This is a genomic window from Rhizobium sp. CF142 (assembly GCF_000281145.1).
Classification (GTDB): domain Bacteria; phylum Pseudomonadota; class Alphaproteobacteria; order Rhizobiales; family Rhizobiaceae; genus Rhizobium.
Genome location: NZ_AJWE01000108.1, coordinates 1 through 16,195, shown reverse-complemented (window position 1 = coordinate 16,195; position 16,195 = coordinate 1). Strand labels below are relative to the sequence as shown.

Sequence of the window (16,195 nt, the reverse complement as noted above, 5' to 3'; positions counted from 1 at the left end):
GGGGATTGATCTCTGCCGCAAGCAAATATCCCGCTATTTCAGCACCAGCTAACTCATGCTATCAATCCGTGCATCCCGCGATCATCTTGGGGGAGACGCGCCATGAACAAACAGCAAATCGCAGCCCTCTTCGCCCATCTGGAACAGGGCGACGGCGCCGCTTTCTTCGCCCACGTCGCGGATGACGTCGACTGGACAGTCATGGGTACCCATCCGCTCGCCGGCCACTACCATTCCAAACAGGAATTCCTCGCCGGCACCTTCGCCAAGCTGCACAAGGTCCTGCCCGAGGGCACGCAGCTTTCCACGGAGAATATCCTCATCGATGGCGACTGGGCGATCGTCGAGCTGCGCTCCATGGCGACCGCCCGCGACGGCATGCGCTTCGACAACCGCTATTGCTGGCTCTGCCGCTTTTCGGGCGGGACGATCGTGGAAGTGCGCGCCTATCTCGACAGCTGGATGGTCGGCGAACTCTTCCGGCGCAACCCGATCGGGGCGAGGGGTTCGGCTGTCGTTTGAGGGGTGGCGAAATATCCGGCGGCTCACGGCATTTTTGTATCGTGGTGTGATACGTTCTGCTTGACGCAGTCATGTATCGCGCTATGATACAGACGCTCAGGGGATGGCCGTGATCCGATCATTCAAGAATGCGATGACCGAAACGGTCGCGACCACGGAGAAGGCCCCAAAAGGGTTTCCGGCTGATCTGTTGCGCGCGGCTCAGCGAAAGCTGGCGATGCTGAACGCCGCGGCTGTGCTGGACGATCTTCGGTCTCCGCCTGGCAACAGGCTTGAGGCCCTCAAAGGAAACAGGCAAGGCCAGCATTCGATCAGGATCAATGACCAATGGCGCATCTGTTTCGTTTGGACTGAAGGCGGCCCGGAGGCCGTTGAAATTGTCGACTATCACTGAGTTCTCGATGCCAGGGTGCCCTTTTTGCAGGAGGCAATGTGAGAAATGCTAAAACTTCTTACTCCCGTTCACCCCGGAGAAATCCTCCGCGAAGAGTATCTCAAGCCTCTCGCCATGAGCGCCGGAGCGCTGGCGCGAAAGCTGAATGTTCCCCGCACGAGGATCGAACGGCTTGCCTCTGAGCAGACGCCGGTCACGACGGACACGGCTCTCAGACTTGCCAAATACTTTCGTACCACGCCGGATTTCTGGTTGAATCTGCAATCCAGCTACGACCTCAGCAGCCAAGCGCCCGCACTGCAGGAAGAGCTTGATGCCATCGAGGAAATCGACCACGCCACCTGATGCCGGAGGTTCGTACGCCGGCGCGGTCGCGCCCCAGGCCCGCTAGGGTGAAACCTCGATCCGCCCCTTCATATTGGGATGATAGCGGCAGCTATAATCCACCACCCCATCACCCTTGATGACAGTCGACCCCGACTTGCCCGCCGGGATCACCACGTCGAAACTCCCTTTGGATGTTGCGGTGTGATCCATCACATCCTTATTTCGCCAGAGGATGGTATCGCCGGGCCGCGCCTTGACCACCGCCGGCTTGAACTCCAGCCGTTCGATGGTGACCTCGATCGTGGCGGCGCTTGCGGCCGTCCCGCAAAGGGAAAGGCCGGCCGCAAGGCAGAGTCTTGGCAGGATTGCCATGACCGTCATTTCAGCATCGAGGCAACATGCTCGGCATGCTGCTCATGGCCTTCGAAGAGCTTCAGGCCGGTTTCGAGCAGGGCCTTCAGATCCGGGTTCTGGGCTGCCGGGATCAGTCCTGTCTTCAGCGCCTCGTTGACCTGCTTGTGGTAAGCGACTTCATTATCGACATAGGCCTTGTCGAAGGCGGCACCCTTGAGCTTGGAGAGTTTCTGCCGCTCCTTTTCGGCCGCCGATGTCAGCGATTTGCTGGTATCATTGTCCTCGGGCGTCACCTTGAGCTTCTTGACGAGATCGAGCGCCTGCTTGTTGACGGCCTCGTGGTCGCGGATCATATCCTTGGCGAAGGCGACGACTTCCTTGTTTTTGGATTTCTCGACCGCCTGCTTGGCCGCCGCGATGTCGATGACGCCGGCCGTATAGGCGATATGGGCGATCTGCGGATCGGTGGGTGCTGCGCCGGCTGCAAAAGCTGCGGGGGCTGAGAGCGCGAAAGCCGCAAGCGCGGCGATAAGGTGTTTCTGCATCTGGTCCTCCATCCGGCTGATACCGCCGGTCGATGTTTCCTACGCAGAATTGGATGCCGGCATCGGGCAGACGTTCCCGAAAAGATTTTTCCGGATGTGGGGAACCTTTATCCTGCCCCGGCATCCAATGCGAAAAAGGCCCGCATCTAATGCGAAAAAGGATTGAGCCATGGCGCAGCAGGTGGAAAGAGCGGTAGCAGAGAGAAGCGACCCGGAGCTGGTGGCGATGGCGCTGGCGCGCAATCCCGAGGGTTTCCGCGCTATCATGCGGCGCTATAACCGCCGGCTGTTCCGCATTGCCCGCGGCATCCTGCGCGATGATGCGATGGCGGAGGATGCCCTGCAGGATGCCTATCTCAAGGCCTTCCGCCACCTTGGTGATTTCCAGGGCGCCAGCGCCTTTTCCACCTGGCTCACGCGTATCGTCATGAACGAGGCGCTCGGCAGGCTTCGCAAAGCGAGCCGCACGCCCGAAGTACCCGTTGATACCGCGCAGATGCAAAGCCGCATCCTCGATTTTCCCACCGGTTCGCCCATCGACAATCCAGAGACCACCATGGCGCAGCGACAGATCCTGAAACTCGTGGAAGAGGCGACCGACAGCCTGCCGGAAGAATTCCGCCTCGTCTTCATCGCCCGGGTGATCGAGGAGATGAGCGTCGAGGAGACCGCCGAACTGCTCTCCCTCAAGCCCGAAACCGTGCGCAGCCGGCTGCACCGGGCGCGCGCTCTTCTGCGCCGTCAGCTCGACCAGATGATCGGGCCGGTAGCGCTCGATACGTTTCCCTTTGCCGGGTGGAAATGCGACCGGCTGACCGAGCGGGTGATGGGCGAACTGATGGGAAAGTAACGGCTCTATTTGGGCTCCGGCTGCTGGATGACAGGCGGCGGCTTATCGCTCTTGCTGCCGCCGAACATCTGCACGCCCAATATGCCGACGACAGATGTGATCATCAGCGCCAGGATTAACATCATCAATAGTCTCATGGGCCTGCCTGATCCGGTGATTGTTGCCCGGATAACATCGGAGGGGCGGAGTTCGTTCCCGTTTGGGGCTTTGAGGGCGCCAGGTATTATGCCGTTTCAATCTGTGCGGTAGGTCCTGACAAACGCTCTTCGCCTCCGAACTTTCTGCGATCCGCCGCGTTCCCGGATCAAAGGAGGCAATCAATGTCCCAACGGAAGTTCAAAAAACTCACCCACCGCCTTCTCGGCCGGTTCGATGAGGTTCAGAATCTGCTCGACAAGATTGAAGGCAGCGCCATGAAGCTGCAGACGGCCTGTGACGAGGATGCCGAAGGCGAGGTCGTCACGCACCCTGTCGTGCATCTGCCGCAATGGCCAAGGCATGGGGCGGCTCCGGCCGCCCTGTAGCGCTTCCTCAAACGCGGGCGGACTTCCCGGCAAACAGGTCCGCATGGGCGGTAAAGAGCGTGCTCAGCCTGTCGATCACCGTTCGCACTTCCGGCCGCTGGCGCTCGTCTTCGTGCACGGTGATCCAGATGTCATAGGTCAGGCTGTCGATGACAGGTCCGGCGCGGACCAGGCCGGGTTCGGCGTCGCCCATGAAGCAGGGCAGCAGGCCGCGGCCGGCGCCGCCGCGGATGAGGTGGAGCAGCATCAGCGGCGTATTCGTCCAGCTGGTGATCCAGTGGTCGGGCTGCTCGAAGGTCCATTTGTCGGCCGGGGTTACCGCAATCTCCGTTCCGAGCGAGATCCAGTTGTGATTGGCGGCGCTGAAGGTGCTGGCCTGATAGGCTGCGTGGGCAACGGAGACGGAGCGGCGCGTGGCGAAATTGCCGCGCTCGGGTCGCCTCTGCATGATAGCGAGATGCGCCTCGCGATAGGTCAGGTCGAGGCCGGTATCGAGCGCCTTGTAGCACATGCGGAACCTGTCTTCCGGCTGCCAGACGGCGGGCAGGTGGCCGGCGATGAACCATAACATCCAGGCATCCGCACCCGTCGAGACGATCGGCAGGGTCAGCACGTCGCCGCGCCAGTCGGCGATCGCCTCGGCTGCCTCCTGCATGACCAGAACGCGCTCGAACAGCGTCTCCCCATCCTTGGCCAGCAGATAGCCGGTCGGGCCGCGCCGGAAGAGCGTGCGCCCGGTCGCCCGCTCCAGCGCCAGCATCCGCCTGCCGATGGTGGGCGGGCTGAGGCCGGTGCGGGCCGCAGCACCCGTCAGGCCGCCCGATGTCGCGACATGGAAGAAGAGCTGCAGGTCATCCCAGCTTGCCTCTTTCATCCGTGAAAACCCCCTTTTATCCGCGCGTCTACCTTTGCCGGGGCCGGCGCCTTAGCTCAGGTGGATCTGTCATAGATGGAGGCAGGATCATGCTTCTCAACTGGATCATGCTCGCAAACGCGCTTCACAGGAAAAGCCGCCAGCAGAGACAAGACCCGCTCGCCGATCCGCTCGACGCGCCTGAGTGGGATGGCCTGCGATGGGCCTTGCCGCTTTTAAGCCGGATGGCGCGGAGACAATACAAGGACGGTCAGGCGCCTGCGCCGAAGAACCGGGTGAAATGCGCAATGACAGCGTCAGGCGCTTCCTCGGGAATGAAGTGACCGCAGGGCAGGGCTTCGCCCTCGACCCGCTCCGCCCAGCCTCGCCAGGGCTCGAGACCATCCTTGCCTTTCAGCGTGCCGTGCTCGCCCCAGAGCATCAAGAGCGGCATGTCGAGTTTGCGGCCGCGATCCTGCTCATCAAGTTCGCGGTCGATCGTCCAGCCGGCACGATAATCTTCAGCCCAGGCATGAACGCTTCTGGGGTCGCGGGCGCAGGCGAGATAGTCGGCCATGTTCTCCTCCGGAATGGCAAAGCCCTGACCCGACTGATGCGAGAGGATGTAGCGGACGAACCACTCCGGATCGGCACCAACAAGCTTCTCCGCCAGCCCGTCCGGCTGGGCCAGCATTGCCCAGTGCCAGGCGGAGACGGCCTCCCTGGCACCCATCCTCGCCCACATATCGGCCGTCGGGATCACGTCGAGGCTCGCCAAGCGGGTAACCGCCTCGGGGTGGTCGAAAGCCAGCCGATAGGCGACGCGCGCGCCGCGATCGTGGGCGCCGACGGCAAAACGCTCGAAGCCGAGTGCGCGCATGGCGGCGATCTGGTCGCGGGCCATGGCGCGCTTGGAATAGGTCTGGTGATCGGCGCTGTCCTCGGGTTTGTCGCTGCGGCCATAACCGCGCAGATCGGGCACGACGACCGTGAAGTGTCTGGCCAGATCAGGTGCGACGCGCGACCAGCACATGCGCGTCTGCGGCCAGCCGTGCAGAAGAAGCAATGGCGGGCCATCGCCGGCGACCAGCGCGTCGATCTCCACGCCATCTCCCGGGAGGCGGCGCTGTTGGAAGCCTTCGATGAGACCTGTGGACATGGGTGTTTCTCCCTCGGTTGCGGGGAGAACTCGTGAGGGCGGGATTTGGTTCACGGGTGGGGCGAAGGCGGGTGCTTCTAGGCTGCGGCCTCTTCCCGCTCTACTGCCCTTCGTGCCCGCACTGCGGCGGCGATGAAGACGCGGGAGAGGCCGTGATAGAGAGGCTCGCGCGCCAGGATGCGGGAAGTGATGTAGCCGAGCATGGCAACCGACATGATGGGGATGACAGCCTGATGGTCGCCGGTCATTTCCAGGATGATGACGAAGGCGGTCATGGGTGCCTGCACGACGCCGGAGAAATAACCGGTCATGCCGAGGATGGCTGCGAGCGCGATGCTGGTGCCGAGAAGCGAGCCGACCGTGCTGCCGAAACCGGCGCCGACGGCAAGCGACGGCGCGAAGATGCCGCCCGGAATGCCCGAGAGCATGGACAGGAAGCTGGCGGCGAGTTTCTCGATGAAGAACAGGAGCGGCAGCGCATGGCCTTCGACCGCGCCGCGCGCCTGTTCGTAGCCGGTGCCGAAGGTCGTGCCGCCGGAAACGATGCCGATGGCGGCGACCGCCAGCCCGCAGATGCCGGCAAGCGCGACCATGCGGTGCAATGGCTGCGGCTGCGCCCAGCGGCGGATGCGCTGGCCGAAATGCAGGGCAAAGCCGCTGAAGCCGGCGCCGAGCGCGCCGCCGCCGATACCGCAGACGAGCACGAGGCCCCAGTCGCTGAGGCCTGCGGGCGAAATGGAGGTCTCGCCGAAATAATTATAGCTGCCGGCAAGGCCGAGTGCGGCGAGGCCGGAAAGGATAACGGCGGTCAGCACCAGGCCGTTGGCGCGCGATTCATAGGTGCGGCTCATCTCCTCGATGGCGAAGACGATGCCGGCAAGCGGCGTGTTGAAGGCAGCGGCAATGCCGGCGGCCGAACCTGCCAGGATCAAGCCGCGTGCCTGCGCCATGCCGCCAAAGCGTGCCACCGCCAGCATGATCGAAGCGCCGACCTGCACTGTCGGCCCTTCACGGCCGATCGAGGCGCCGCAGAAAAGGCCGAGAACGGTCAGCGCGATCTTGCCGGCGGCGATCCTGAGCGAAAGCAGCCGCGAGCGGTCTTCCTCCTCGCGCAGATGGCGTGCGGCAATTGCCTGGGGAATGCCGCTGCCCTGGGAATTGGGAAACAGCCTGATGGCGAGAAAGGCCGAGAGCATGAAGCCGAGCGGGCTCAGGACCAGCGGCAGCAGAAACGACCACTCGCCCGATGTCGTCAGGGCGGCAAAGGCTTTCTGCGCGAAATCGGCGAGCCTTGCAAAACCAACGCTGACGAGGCCGATCGCCACCGCCCCGCACCAGAAGACCAGCCGTGGCCGCCAGAGCGAAAACGATCCCCAGATGACACGGGAACGGCGAAGCAGTCTGGAATTGCGGTAGGGAATAGGCATGGGACTCAAGCACGCTGATGGGGGCAACCCGGTATAACCGCAAACCCTGCCTGATATCATCAGCTGATTTAGCAAAAATGCATCCAGGCCGGCAGGATGCAAGGCGCGACAGGGAAGGCGGCCGGTTCGGCACTGCGGCTCGTTTTTCCGCGGTGGCCCCGTCAGCTTGCCGCGTCGGGAATGGCGAGGATCTCGCCGCGAGCGTTGCAGTGGGGTTTGGTTCAGGAACGTGGGGTGGACGCCGCAAGGTGCCGCATCATGAAGAGGCTTATCGGCGATCCAGCATAAGGCGGGAAAGGATCGCAGGATTGATAGCCTCCGCGCCGATAGAGCTGCTGTGCCTCGGTATTGCGCGTTCCGACTTCGAGCAACATTGTGAGCGCTCCAAGCTTCATGGCCTGCATCTCTGCGCCTTGAAGAAGGGCCCGGCCGACGCCGTAGCCACGGGACTTCGCATCGACGATCATGCGCTTGAGTTCCGTTGAAAAGTCGCCTCTGTCGAACAGCACGCACATGCCTGCCGCTCTTTCAGCCAGGCGAGCGACGAGAACATAGGTGCCAGGCTTTGCCAGAAACCCGGCATCGATCCGACGTCGGTATTCACCCGGATAAAGCTTCGCGGCGACGGCATCCGACTGCAACAGGAGGGAGGAAACTTCGGATTGCAGCGGACTTTCAATCGTGACGGAGATCTCATTCATCCCGGCAAAGCTTTATGTCGTTGATCGAAGGCCGCAAACATGGGTGAGCCTGACGCGCCTTGTCAATCGACTGGTATGGCTTCACCGCTTCCAGGATGGATGGCGGAGAGGGGCAGCCGGTTGCCTGGTGCGGCAGGTTTTTCGGCAGTGGCCCCGTCAGCTTCCCTCGTCGGGAATGTTGAGGATCTCGCCGCAGGCCTTGCAGTGAACGGCATCGGCATCATGGCGCTGCAGGCCGCAGCGGTGGCAGGGGAAGGTGACCTTGTGCGGCCGCACCACCGCTTGCGCCAGCCGGACGAAGAGCGAGATGCCGACGATCATGGTGACGACCGAGGTGAGCTTGCCGAGCGTGCCGGGCAGGGTGATGTCGCCGAAGCCCGTCGTGGTGACGGTTGCGACGGTGAAATAAAGCGCATCGACGAAACCTTCGCCTCCCTCCCGGTTATAGAAGAAGGATGTGTAGACGAATCCGGTGACGAGGAAGAGGAAGACGACGAAATTGATGACCGCCCGGAAAACATCAATCCGGTCGACACAGCCCATCCTGCGCAGCGCCTCCCTCAGCAGCGGGCTGCGGCCGATCGCCCAGAGCCGCATGACCCGCAGGAAGGCGAAGTTGAAGAGCGCATCGGGGAAGAGCAGCGTTGCCAGCACGATGAAATCGATCCAGGTCATCGGCCGCAGGATCCAGCTGCGCAGAGACGGTGCAGCAATGGCGCGCGCCGCGATCTCGGCGGCGATCCAGACGGCGATGACGTAATCAATGACGAGATAGGTGGGGCCGGCGCGGAAATAGGGACCGAGCACGAAGAAGGCGAGGATGGCGATGTCTATGACGGCAAAGGCGAATTGCAGGAGGATGGCCTTGCGGCCTTCGCCCTGCTCGATGCGCCGCAGCCCCTCGCGCAGGCTTTTGGGATGCGTGGTCTTGTCGCCGAAGAGATGATCCATGCTGGCGAGATAGCTCGCTTGCCGCATGTATCAACGGCGGTCAATCCGACGATAGGCCTTCAGCCGCTCGCGGCCGATGGGCTCACTGTTTGCCGCGGGCCTTTCTCCCGACCCTGCGCAGCTCTTTCTTGTCGATGAAGTGGTCGGTTGCGCCGGGCTCCTTGTCCGGATGGGAGATTTCCACATCCAGTTCGTCGGGCAGGTCGAGTGCCTGCCTGGTGTTCATGATGCCGAGCGGCACGCGGCCGTCCTCGGTCCTTGCGGCGACTTCGACGAGCGGTTTTGTCTTGTGGGCCATGAAACGCTCCTTTCTCTGAAAGCCCAACGCGGAGCGGACTCCCCCTGTTCCATAGAAGGCGGGAATTGCGGGCAGGCATTGCGGCGCCCGGTTTCGGAACAAACAGTATGCCGTGGCGTTCGATCCTTGCGAACACACTCATATCATGGAGGATTTTCACATGGGTCGCGGTATTCTTCTCTGGCTTCTGGGTATCCCGTTGCCGATCGTCATTCTTCTCGTTCTTTTCATGCGATAGGGGGCTTAACATGTCTCTCGCTGAAGACAGATACCCTCTTGAAAGCGGGCAGACCGGTGTGATGCCGGTCGAATCCTCGGTCGCGGCCATCGCCTGGGGGCCGATCATCGGCGGCGCCGTGGCGGCGACGGGCATCACGCTCATCCTGCTGCTGCTCGGCTCCGGCGTGGGGTTGACGATGGTGTCGCCCTGGTCGGGCGAAAGCAGTTCGGCGGCTACCGTCGGCATTACCGCGGCGATCTGGCTGGTTGTCGTGCAGTGGCTGTCGTCAGCTCTCGGCGGCTATCTCACCGGGCGGCTCAGGACAAAATGGGCGGCGGTGCATACGGATGAAGTCTTCTTCCGCGATACGGCCCACGGTTTCCTCAGCTGGGCGCTCGCGACCGTCTTCGTCGCCGGCTTCCTGGCCTCGTCGCTGACCTCGCTTGCAGGGGCAAGTGCCGCCGGTCAGGCCGCCATGGCCGCCGGTGTGGCCGGAGGTGCTGCCGCCACTTCGGCTTCGGACACGAGTTCGGTCGGTACACCCACCGCCTATTTCACCGATGCGCTGCTGCGGCCCCAAAATATCGCCGACCGCGCCAACGCGGATAATGGTGCGGCCGCTGCCGAAATCTCCCGCATCCTCCTGCAGGGGGCGGCGAACGGCTCGGTGCCTGACGGTGACAAGACCTATATTGCCGGCATCGTCTCGGCCCGCACGGGCCTTCCGGAGGCCGATGCGCTGGCGCGGGTGGATACGGTGCTGAAGCAGATCGACGATGCCAAGGTCGCGGCACAGGCTGCTGCCGACAAGGCCCGCAAGGCTGCTGCGACCTCGGCGCTGATCGGCTCGCTGTCGCTGCTGGTCGGCGCCTTCATCGCCGCTGCGGCCGCCGCTTTTGGCGGGCGTCAGCGGGACGAGGAGGAGGATCTGATCGCCACCAGCCGCGGACCGCTGGTCTAGCGAGGTCATGCGGCGTCCGGTGCGGGCGCCGCATGACGCTTTCGGCAGTCCGGGGCGGTCTCGCTGCCCCGGGCTTGCGCCTTCATCGGCGTTCGGCTTCCATATTTCCCAGGCGAAACATCTGCGCGAAGAATGCCTTGTCGGGCAGGCGGCGCAGCAGGGCGGCGATCGCTGCGCATGCCGCGATGGCGAAGATGAGCCGGCCGGTCAGAACGCCTTGCAGATCTGCGCCGAGCGACATCACCACGATCGTGTCCTCGATCACGCTATGCGCAAAACCCATGAACACGCATGACAGAAAGATCTGGCGCGGCGATATCGTTCCTGATTGCGCCTCGCGGATCAGCAGGCCGGCGCCGTAGGAAATGCCCAGAAACAGGCCGATAGCCGTGAGATGCTCGGCCTCGCCCCTGATGCCCGCGAGGCGCAGCACAGGCGAAAGCGCCTTCATCATCAGGCCCAGCAGCCCGGTCACCTTGAGGATTTCAAGGCCCCAGGACAGGACGACGAGGATGAGAAGCATCCAGACCATGGTCTCGGCAAGCCCTCTCATATAGTCGGCCCAGTCGGGCGTTGCGCTGATCGGCAGCCAGACAGGATTGGCAGGGCCAGCGAGCCAGCCTGTCGCAGTCAGAACATGGTGCAGCAGGAAGGCATAGAGCAGGCCGCCCGCCATGCGCAGCGTGGTCGTCGCGATCATGCCTGGACCCGCCTTCTGGATGATCTTCTGCTCGATCGGCAGACCATGCGCGAACAGGATGAGGGCCGAGAATACAGTGATGTCAGCGACGCTGAGCGAGGATGCGGGAACGAGGGTGAAAACCAAGGGAACGGCACCCCAGATCCCCACCAGCATGCCCGTCAGCCAGGCCACGCCGAGCTCCGGGGGGAGCCCGACCAGGTTCATGACGGGCGCAAAGACGGGGGCGACCGCCTTGACCGCTCCCATCCTCGACAAGAGCTCGGCCGCAACCGCGATCGGAATCGTGATGCGGACAAGCACCCAGTAAATTGCGAGTGTTTCCCTGGTGTTGCGGCGGATGAGCGAGAAGAACGACATTTGAGACCCCCTTGATGGTGCCTCAATCTGTTAGCCCCGTTCGCTTCGAATTTGCGGTCAAAGATTGCAGGTCTATGCAATTTTATTGCAATGGCGCGTTCGACCGGTATGCTCGCCGACATGGATCGTATCGACCGAAAACTTCTGAACCTGATGCAGCGCGATGCGTCGCGCACCAATATCGATATGGCCGAGGAGGTGGGCCTGTCCCCCTCCAGCTGCCTGCGCCGCGTACAGCGGCTCCACAAATCGGGTGTGATCGACCGCATCGTCGCAATCCTCAATCCCGCCAGGGCCGGACGCGGGATCAAGGCGCTGGTGACGGTGGAAATGAAGTTGCATGGCGAGGCGCATATGCGCCGCTTTCTGGATATTGCTGTCGCCGAAGAGGCCGTTTCGCAAGCCTATTCCGTCACCGGCGAAACCGATGTCGTTCTGATGCTGCGGCTGCGCGATATGGAAGAATTCGACTCTCTGTGCGACAGGCTTTTCCGCGACGAAAACAATGTCGCCCGCTTTTTCACCATGATCGTTATCCGCACGGCCAAAGAGGAGACTGCCATCCGGCTTTGATCGGCTTGCCGCGGCGGCCGGCTGCCGCCCTCAAAAGGATGTCACGGCTCTGAAACCGAAAATCGCTGCATTCTGTATGCGCGAATTCGGCTTGTCGGGATCGGCTGCATTGCCGCCGGGTCGGACGACATATTGAAAGAATGGCTGAGCTGTAAACCATGGCGTCACGGCCGCCTGATATGTGGCTTCGATCACGGCTTCGGAGCTTGGAACCGGCTGCGACGTCCCGTTGAAGGCATTTTCGGCCTTTACCAGATCCGACATGCCCGAACTCATGCTGGCATAGGCAAAGCTCACGCCGGCTGTGTCATTGTCGCGGCCCGGCAGAAGCCCCTTATAGGCAAGACCCAGATCAAAATACCAGTTCATGCTGTTGCGCTCCTGCTGCGGCGCAACCGCGATACGGACAAATCCATTGAGGCCATTGTCCGTACTCCCGGGCTCCTGCCAGAGCGTCTGATCGACAACGGCGTAGACCGCAAAATTGCCCGAGAGCCGGCGCGGGCTGCCGCTTGAGAGCGGATCGGCGAGCGAGACGCCGTTCGATGCGGTGGTCAGGCTGTCGAACTCTTCGGAATTGTACCAGGCACCGATCTTGTAGGTGCCGGGCAGGCCGGTCCCGCCCTTTCCGGGCATATAGGCATAGCCTGCCTCGGCAATCGCCAGCACGCCATCGCCAAGCGGAAATCCCAGTCCATTGGCATTGCCATCGGGGTCCGACCCGGTCGGGCTGCCATTGAAGACGGCAGCCTGCAGCGTCCAGGCATCGTCAGGCTTGATGATGATCTGAGCGCCCGGAACGGCGAAGGGATAGGCCGGTCCTCCTCCGGGCAGATCCGCGGCAAAAATTCCGGGCCATCCGAATGTCGAATTGACGAAAAGGCTCGCCGTATTGCTGATCGCAAAATTCTGGTCCGCCAGGATTTGCCCGAGCTTCACCGTTACCTTGTCGTCCATGAGACTCTGCGAGAGATAGAATTCCCCGAGCCTGAAGCCGGGATCGGCCTCCACCGAGGTTACGGTCAGAAGATTGCCGACATCCTTGCCGGACAGGCCCTGACCCTGGATCGCATAACCGGAAATATGAATGGCGCCGCCGGTCCAGCCTGCCAACCGGCCCATGTCGAAATCGCCCTGCAATTGGAAAAGACCGTCATAGGCCGTTCCTCTTTTCACGCCGCCCGATACGTTGCCGAGCACATCGCTGGTCTGCGACATCGTGAAAGTGACGCCCTGGTCCCGCAGCCAATTGCGATAGCCGTGCCAATCGCCTGTCAGTGTCGTATCGGCATAGGATGGCGGTGCCGTATCATCCGCCCGAGCTCCCGCGCCGTAAACGGCAATCGCAAGTGCAAGAGCGGCGCCGGGCAGTTTTTTCATTCTCGTCCCTTTTCCGGGGGCCTGATATCGGGGGATGCAAGGGCGCTCACCGATAGCGCCTTTGCGCGAACACGAGCTCGCTATCATTGGAACGAATTGCGCGACGGGGCAAGTTTGTCGAATTGCACTTGCCCTGCCGCCGGTTCGGAATTCGCCATCCGCCATCCGACACTATGGCGTCATGGTCTGGCGAGATGCCAAACGCCTTCGGCGCCGTCGCCATGGACATCTCCAGGCCTGGAATCGAAGTGATAGGTGTATAGCGGCGAGCCGTTGTAAGCCCACTGGGTTACCCCGGTCGGTCGCGTGACAACGCTCCAGGGTCCGGAAGCCTTGGCGCTGGCCGGTGCTTCGAACGGAGGCCATGCGAGAGCACAGAGCAGTGTGCAGGATGACTTGCCGGGCTGGTCCTTGTCGAAAGTGTAGAGCGATTGGCCGTCAGCGTCCGCCAGCAGCTTTTGCTGTCCGCTCATAACGACCGTGGCAGGCGACGCGGTCTTTGCCTCGGCAGCCGAGAGTGAGATCAGGGCGAGGCCAAGCGAGATTACGAGGCTTTTCGTGGTACCAGACATTTTGGGGGTCCTTTCCGCCGCAATCCTGTGCCTGAACAGGAGAGGCTCCTGCCGGTCGCAGGCGGCGTTTGATTCAGGGGTTGGTGAGGTCAGTTTGCGGGCAGCTAACCCTTGGCAGCAGGTGCCGGCGGCACCGGCAGGATGATTTCCGAAGCAACCTTCCAGTCCTTTCCGATATGAATCCAGTCGATGATCATCAGGAACGGTTTGGGCGTCCCGTCCTGGCCGGCATAGGAGACGGTGATGTTCATCGGCGCGTAGGATTCCGCGACGTCAGGCGTCAGGCCGACGATCTTGAGCTTGGTGTAATCAGGCTCAAGCACGACCGGGCCGGATGTGCCGATGTCGTGCAGCTTCCTGTCGATCGCTTCGTTGCCCCAGAAACCTGCCCAGTTTCCCTCGGCGGGAACGGCGCTCTTGGCGACGAGGAGGGCTGAGGGGGATTGCCAGAACATGGCGTGAAGTCCGCTGAAATCATGCCGGTTGGCGAGCTCCATCAGCCTGGAGAACCCCGCCCTGATCTTGCCGGCGGCCTCGGCGTTCACAGGTCTTTGGGCGGCGGAAGCAGCAGCCGAAGGCGCGGCGGAGACGGCGAGGGCGACGGCCGCAGCTGACAATGTCCTGTGCATGTCATTACTCTCCTCGAGCGACTGTCCTTCAGCCGCATCAGGATCACCGGGTTAGCCGGGATTTGTAACTATACGAAGGTAGGGAAAGCGGTAGATGAAGAGGTGAGTACAAAGTTCGGTGAGCCCGATGTGATCGTGTCGGCCTGCTGCTGCAAAGCGGGTTTCGAACGAAAGAGGAGGTCTGGAAGGCAAGCGTTAAGCGCTATGTGCTATGGGCCGCGTCCATATTTCAGCGATCAGGGTTCTTCATGCTGGACGTCGTCTATAAAGGTCTCCTCCTGACAGAAAATTGCTTGTTTATCGGATTGCTTACGAGGCCGTTGATCCGGCCGGAGCGAGAGCGCCGACGGGCGGCGAACATTGCCCGTCTGGAAAGCGATTGTGCCGCGGCCCTTCACGCCCCCCTTCAATTTGCCTGGGATCCTTACAAGCCTTGGCATTGGCCGCCCGCGTCGGACGAATTTTTTTCACTCGACCATTTGACGGTGAAGGTCCCTGCGCTGGAGGAAGGTAAGTGGGTTCAGCTTGCCTACGTGAAATTTTGGCTTGTCGGCCCCAGGCTTGGCGACAGACGAACCGCCGCCATCGGCCATTTCGTCACGGAAACCCACAATATGCAGAAGGGCATGGGCTACAGCCTGGCGCGTGCGCTGTTCGTCGCGTTGCATGAACGCTATGGCGTGACGCGTATAGAGTTCCAGGTGAATCATGAGAAGCCCGGCCACGCACCGTTTTTGGCCCGGCTCGGCGCGGTCTACGTGCCGCCCGGGCCCGACGGGGACCGCCATTGGGTCTGGCAATACGATCAGCTCGACCACTACCGGCCGAATCCGCAGAACTGAGCTTGATGCTGCGGTCATTGGCTACAAACTGACCGGGCACCCTTGCAAATTTCCGTCGCCTCACACAGTTGATGAGTTCCTGCGCCGGGACTTTCCCGGCACGTGATATCGCCTGATAGGAGAAGAATGCAGCGTATCAAGACCTGGCTGAATCAGTATGAGCCGATGACGCTCATCACCTTTGCCTGCATTGCCGGCGGCCTCTTCCTGCTGCAGCGGCTGACGAGCGAGGTGCTGGAAGGCGAAACACTTGGCTTCGACCAGACGATCCTGCTCTGGCTGCGGCAATCAGGCGATCTCGGCCGGCCGATCGGCCCGCAATGGCTCGTTCATGCGATGGGCGACATTACCAGCCTCGGCGGCGTCACCGTTCTGACGCTGCTGACATTGCTTGCGACCACCTATCTGTTGCTCGACCGCAAGACCGGTATTGCCATCTTCCTGTTCCTCTCGGTTCTCACAGGCTGGCTGGCGAGCACGGGGCTCAAGATCATCGTTGCCCGCGCAAGACCTGACATTGTTCCGCATCTCGTCGATGTCCATGACCTCAGCTTTCCGAGCGGCCATGCGATGGTCTCGGCCGTCACCTACCTCACGCTCGGGGCGCTTCTCGCCCGCACGCAGCGCTTCCGCGCCACGCGCATCTTCGTCATGGGGGCGGGCATCTTCCTCGCCGTCATCATCGGCCTCAGCCGCATCTATCTCGGCGTGCATTACCCGACGGATGTGCTGGCCGGCTGGGGGGCGGGTTCGCTCTGGGCGCTGCTGTGCTGGCTGGTGTCGAAGCGTTTCATTGTGCGGGCGGATGGAGAGGGGCAGGGCGGGGGGGCGTGAGGGTTCTTATGAAGGCCTGGCAGGCTGCTTTTGAACGAGGCGCCACCCCAACCTCCCTTGCGTGTGGTCCGAAGGTATCTATTGTCGACGAATGCCGGGGGGTTGGGAGTATCTAATGTCGGCAGTGCCATTCTCAAAGATTTCGACGCCGCTCAACGCGCTGTTCGCCACAATCGGTCTCTTGGTCGTTGCCGCACTGACGACGCAGGGCCTTACTGG

Annotated in this window: 21 protein-coding genes; 9 read left to right on the top strand and 12 right to left on the bottom strand. The window is 62.1% G+C overall.

Annotation, left to right across the window (positions count from 1 at the left end; translation table 11 throughout):
* The first annotated feature begins 102 nt into the window (after window positions 1-102).
* The 3 genes from PMI11_RS25380 (at window position 103) to PMI11_RS25370 (ending at window position 1,261) form a co-directional block, all read left to right on the top strand.
* Window positions 103-522, top strand: coding sequence for a nuclear transport factor 2 family protein (locus PMI11_RS25380; RefSeq protein ID WP_007823011.1), 420 nt, complete (start codon window positions 103-105; stop codon window positions 520-522).
* Between the two features lie 109 nt (window positions 523-631).
* Window positions 632-916 carry a type II toxin-antitoxin system RelE/ParE family toxin gene (locus PMI11_RS25375; protein WP_007823009.1) on the top strand — a complete coding sequence of 95 codons (285 nt, stop codon included), beginning with the start codon at window positions 632-634 and terminating at the stop codon, window positions 914-916.
* Between the two features lie 45 nt (window positions 917-961).
* Window positions 962-1,261 (top strand): HigA family addiction module antitoxin, encoded by a 300-nt coding sequence (locus tag PMI11_RS25370; protein WP_007823007.1) that lies wholly within the window; start codon window positions 962-964, stop codon window positions 1,259-1,261.
* A gap of 42 nt (window positions 1,262-1,303) precedes the next feature.
* Here the strand turns inward: PMI11_RS25370 and PMI11_RS25365 are convergent, their stop codons facing one another.
* Window positions 1,304-1,624 (bottom strand): cupredoxin domain-containing protein, encoded by a 321-nt coding sequence (locus PMI11_RS25365; protein WP_007823006.1) that lies wholly within the window; start codon window positions 1,622-1,624, stop codon window positions 1,304-1,306.
* Window positions 1,621-2,142 carry a DUF4142 domain-containing protein gene (locus PMI11_RS25360; protein WP_007823005.1) on the bottom strand — a complete coding sequence of 174 codons (522 nt, stop codon included), beginning with the start codon at window positions 2,140-2,142 and terminating at the stop codon, window positions 1,621-1,623. The genes PMI11_RS25365 and PMI11_RS25360 overlap by 4 nt, the downstream gene beginning before the upstream one ends.
* A gap of 169 nt (window positions 2,143-2,311) precedes the next feature.
* On the opposite strand from PMI11_RS25360, the gene PMI11_RS25355 reads away from it, so the two are divergent.
* Together PMI11_RS25355 and PMI11_RS25350 are read left to right on the top strand one after the other, a co-directional pair.
* Entirely contained in the window at window positions 2,312-2,992 is a 681-nt protein-coding gene (locus tag PMI11_RS25355; protein WP_007823003.1) for an RNA polymerase sigma factor, read from the top strand.
* A 320-nt stretch (window positions 2,993-3,312) separates the two neighbouring features.
* Window positions 3,313-3,516, top strand: a complete 204-nt coding sequence (locus PMI11_RS25350; protein WP_007822999.1) for a hypothetical protein — start codon at window positions 3,313-3,315, stop codon at window positions 3,514-3,516.
* A 7-nt stretch (window positions 3,517-3,523) separates the two neighbouring features.
* Here the strand turns inward: PMI11_RS25350 and PMI11_RS25345 are convergent, their stop codons facing one another.
* The 6 genes from PMI11_RS25345 to PMI11_RS25320 form a co-directional block, all read right to left on the bottom strand.
* A complete protein-coding gene (locus PMI11_RS25345; RefSeq protein WP_007822998.1) occupies window positions 3,524-4,390 on the bottom strand; it encodes a LysR family transcriptional regulator in 867 nt (288 codons plus the stop codon).
* 250 nt (window positions 4,391-4,640) lie between these two features.
* A complete protein-coding gene (locus PMI11_RS25340) occupies window positions 4,641-5,528 on the bottom strand; it encodes an alpha/beta fold hydrolase (RefSeq protein WP_007822996.1) in 888 nt (295 codons plus the stop codon).
* Between the two features lie 77 nt (window positions 5,529-5,605).
* The gene (locus tag PMI11_RS25335) at window positions 5,606-6,955 is read right to left on the bottom strand and encodes a chloride channel protein (protein WP_007822995.1); all 1,350 of its coding nucleotides are present in this window, start codon (window positions 6,953-6,955) and stop codon (window positions 5,606-5,608) included.
* 221 nt (window positions 6,956-7,176) lie between these two features.
* Window positions 7,177-7,656: a GNAT family N-acetyltransferase gene (locus PMI11_RS25330; RefSeq protein ID WP_007822994.1), complete on the bottom strand. Its 480-nt coding sequence runs from the start codon at window positions 7,654-7,656 to the stop codon at window positions 7,177-7,179.
* Between the two features lie 156 nt (window positions 7,657-7,812).
* The gene (locus PMI11_RS25325) at window positions 7,813-8,607 is read right to left on the bottom strand and encodes a potassium channel family protein (protein ID WP_007822993.1); all 795 of its coding nucleotides are present in this window, start codon (window positions 8,605-8,607) and stop codon (window positions 7,813-7,815) included.
* A gap of 82 nt (window positions 8,608-8,689) precedes the next feature.
* On the bottom strand, window positions 8,690-8,905 hold the full coding sequence (locus PMI11_RS25320; protein ID WP_007822992.1) for a hypothetical protein: 216 nt from the start codon (window positions 8,903-8,905) through the stop codon (window positions 8,690-8,692).
* A gap of 248 nt (window positions 8,906-9,153) precedes the next feature.
* Here PMI11_RS25320 and PMI11_RS25315 point away from each other — a divergent pair, with 248 nt between their 5' ends.
* A complete protein-coding gene (locus PMI11_RS25315) occupies window positions 9,154-10,086 on the top strand; it encodes a hypothetical protein (protein WP_007822991.1) in 933 nt (310 codons plus the stop codon).
* An 82-nt stretch (window positions 10,087-10,168) separates the two neighbouring features.
* Here the strand turns inward: PMI11_RS25315 and PMI11_RS25310 are convergent, their stop codons facing one another.
* Window positions 10,169-11,146 carry a nucleoside recognition domain-containing protein gene (locus PMI11_RS25310; RefSeq protein ID WP_007822989.1) on the bottom strand — a complete coding sequence of 326 codons (978 nt, stop codon included), beginning with the start codon at window positions 11,144-11,146 and terminating at the stop codon, window positions 10,169-10,171.
* Between the two features lie 120 nt (window positions 11,147-11,266).
* On the opposite strand from PMI11_RS25310, the gene PMI11_RS25305 reads away from it, so the two are divergent.
* On the top strand, window positions 11,267-11,719 hold the full coding sequence (locus PMI11_RS25305; RefSeq protein ID WP_037072138.1) for an Lrp/AsnC family transcriptional regulator: 453 nt from the start codon (window positions 11,267-11,269) through the stop codon (window positions 11,717-11,719).
* A 30-nt stretch (window positions 11,720-11,749) separates the two neighbouring features.
* On the opposite strand, the gene PMI11_RS25300 is transcribed toward PMI11_RS25305, so the two are convergent.
* From PMI11_RS25300 to PMI11_RS25290, 3 genes are all read right to left on the bottom strand, one after another.
* Window positions 11,750-13,099, bottom strand: coding sequence for a carbohydrate porin (locus PMI11_RS25300; RefSeq protein ID WP_007822984.1), 1,350 nt, complete (start codon window positions 13,097-13,099; stop codon window positions 11,750-11,752).
* 179 nt (window positions 13,100-13,278) lie between these two features.
* Window positions 13,279-13,671, bottom strand: coding sequence for a COG4315 family predicted lipoprotein (locus PMI11_RS25295; protein ID WP_007822982.1), 393 nt, complete (start codon window positions 13,669-13,671; stop codon window positions 13,279-13,281).
* Between the two features lie 104 nt (window positions 13,672-13,775).
* On the bottom strand, window positions 13,776-14,300 hold the full coding sequence (locus tag PMI11_RS25290; protein WP_007822980.1) for a hypothetical protein: 525 nt from the start codon (window positions 14,298-14,300) through the stop codon (window positions 13,776-13,778).
* A 248-nt stretch (window positions 14,301-14,548) separates the two neighbouring features.
* Between PMI11_RS25290 and PMI11_RS25285 the strand changes: the two genes are divergently transcribed.
* Both PMI11_RS25285 and PMI11_RS25280 read left to right on the top strand, forming a co-directional pair.
* Window positions 14,549-15,142, top strand: a complete 594-nt coding sequence (locus PMI11_RS25285) for a hypothetical protein (protein ID WP_007822978.1) — start codon at window positions 14,549-14,551, stop codon at window positions 15,140-15,142.
* Window positions 15,143-15,268: 126 nt separating this feature from the next.
* A complete protein-coding gene (locus PMI11_RS25280; RefSeq protein WP_007822977.1) occupies window positions 15,269-15,976 on the top strand; it encodes a phosphatase PAP2 family protein in 708 nt (235 codons plus the stop codon).
* Window positions 15,977-16,195 lie beyond the last annotated feature (219 nt).

Bases quoted from the DNA above. Each gene is read 5' to 3' on its own strand.
- PMI11_RS25305 (WP_037072138.1), top strand. From the start codon at position 11,267: ATGGATCGTATCGACCGAAAACTTCTGAACCTGATGCAGCGCGATGCG.
- PMI11_RS25295 (WP_007822982.1), bottom strand. From the start codon at position 13,671: ATGTCTGGTACCACGAAAAGCCTCGTAATCTCGCTTGGCCTCGCCCTG.
- PMI11_RS25285 (WP_007822978.1), top strand. From the start codon at position 14,549: ATGCTGGACGTCGTCTATAAAGGTCTCCTCCTGACAGAAAATTGCTTG.
- PMI11_RS25370 (WP_007823007.1), top strand. From the start codon at position 962: ATGCTAAAACTTCTTACTCCCGTTCACCCCGGAGAAATCCTCCGCGAA.
- PMI11_RS25330 (WP_007822994.1), bottom strand. From the start codon at position 7,656: ATGAATGAGATCTCCGTCACGATTGAAAGTCCGCTGCAATCCGAAGTT.
- PMI11_RS25365 (WP_007823006.1), bottom strand. From the start codon at position 1,624: ATGACGGTCATGGCAATCCTGCCAAGACTCTGCCTTGCGGCCGGCCTT.
- PMI11_RS25315 (WP_007822991.1), top strand. From the start codon at position 9,154: ATGTCTCTCGCTGAAGACAGATACCCTCTTGAAAGCGGGCAGACCGGT.
- PMI11_RS25335 (WP_007822995.1), bottom strand. From the start codon at position 6,955: ATGCCTATTCCCTACCGCAATTCCAGACTGCTTCGCCGTTCCCGTGTC.
- PMI11_RS25380 (WP_007823011.1), top strand. From the start codon at position 103: ATGAACAAACAGCAAATCGCAGCCCTCTTCGCCCATCTGGAACAGGGC.
- PMI11_RS25325 (WP_007822993.1), bottom strand. From the start codon at position 8,607: ATGGATCATCTCTTCGGCGACAAGACCACGCATCCCAAAAGCCTGCGC.
- PMI11_RS25345 (WP_007822998.1), bottom strand. From the start codon at position 4,390: ATGAAAGAGGCAAGCTGGGATGACCTGCAGCTCTTCTTCCATGTCGCG.
- PMI11_RS25355 (WP_007823003.1), top strand. From the start codon at position 2,312: ATGGCGCAGCAGGTGGAAAGAGCGGTAGCAGAGAGAAGCGACCCGGAG.
- PMI11_RS25320 (WP_007822992.1), bottom strand. From the start codon at position 8,905: ATGGCCCACAAGACAAAACCGCTCGTCGAAGTCGCCGCAAGGACCGAG.
- PMI11_RS25310 (WP_007822989.1), bottom strand. From the start codon at position 11,146: ATGTCGTTCTTCTCGCTCATCCGCCGCAACACCAGGGAAACACTCGCA.
- PMI11_RS25340 (WP_007822996.1), bottom strand. From the start codon at position 5,528: ATGTCCACAGGTCTCATCGAAGGCTTCCAACAGCGCCGCCTCCCGGGA.
- PMI11_RS25300 (WP_007822984.1), bottom strand. From the start codon at position 13,099: ATGAAAAAACTGCCCGGCGCCGCTCTTGCACTTGCGATTGCCGTTTAC.
- PMI11_RS25360 (WP_007823005.1), bottom strand. From the start codon at position 2,142: ATGCAGAAACACCTTATCGCCGCGCTTGCGGCTTTCGCGCTCTCAGCC.
- PMI11_RS25280 (WP_007822977.1), top strand. From the start codon at position 15,269: ATGCAGCGTATCAAGACCTGGCTGAATCAGTATGAGCCGATGACGCTC.
- PMI11_RS25290 (WP_007822980.1), bottom strand. From the start codon at position 14,300: ATGCACAGGACATTGTCAGCTGCGGCCGTCGCCCTCGCCGTCTCCGCC.
- PMI11_RS25350 (WP_007822999.1), top strand. From the start codon at position 3,313: ATGTCCCAACGGAAGTTCAAAAAACTCACCCACCGCCTTCTCGGCCGG.